Here is a 781-nt window from a genome sequence, read left to right as displayed (position 1 = left end):
GGCTTTGTTTTAATAAACTGTTGAAATTTGATTAACCTCTATAAATATGGTTATAATATATAATATAACTACTATTTAGGAGGTTTTTTATGCCAAGAGTTAATAATGTTATTCAGCAAGTTTCACAATTAAATACATATGAGCAAGAGAAGGTATTTGATTTTTTAAAGACTGTATTGATGTCAAATGGAATAACTAACTCTATAGATGAAGAAATCGCTGAAAATAGATTTAACAAGGGGAAGTGCTGTCCTTTTTGCAATCATGATAAAATATCTAAGTATGGAAAATATCATTGTAAGAATGGCGTTAAACAAAGGTATAAATGCCAAAATCCAGAGTGCAAAAAAACTTTCAATGATTTTTCTAAATCCCCAGTTTCAAGTAGTAAAAAGGGATTAGATAAATGGCTACTATATGCTCAATGTATGATAAATGGTAACACTATTAGGCAATGTGCCGAAATTGTTGAGATTAATATTGCAACAGCTTTCTTTTGGAGACATAAAATTATAGACGCTATTAGAAAATTTATTGGCTACGGCTCTCTTGAGGGTGTTATTGAACTCGATGAGACATACTTTGCCCTTAGCTATAAAGGGAATCATAGCAAAAGTTCTAATTTTACTATGCCAAGGGAATCAAGAAAGCGTGGTAAAGAAATAAATACAAGAGGTATATCAAAGGAATTTGCCTGTGTATTATGTGGTGTAGATAGATTAGGAAATATATATACTGGTTTAATATGTGATGGCAGACCTAACTATACTGATATAAATAG

1 protein-coding gene is annotated in these 781 nt (G+C 30.5%); it reads left to right on the top strand.

Annotation, left to right across the window (positions count from 1 at the left end):
• Window positions 1-89 precede the first annotated feature (89 nt).
• The coding region (locus Q5O29_RS07995; RefSeq protein WP_302631932.1) for an IS1595 family transposase at window positions 90-781 on the top strand (692 nt) is incomplete at its 3' end.

Origin of the sequence: Clostridium sp. CAG:265 (assembly GCF_000436575.1) — a bacterium.
In the GTDB taxonomy this organism is placed as follows: Bacteria; Bacillota; Clostridia; order Clostridiales; family Clostridiaceae; genus Clostridium; species Clostridium lentum.
Note: the sequence above shows the minus strand (reverse complement) of the source record. Positions and strands in the feature narration are given on the sequence as shown.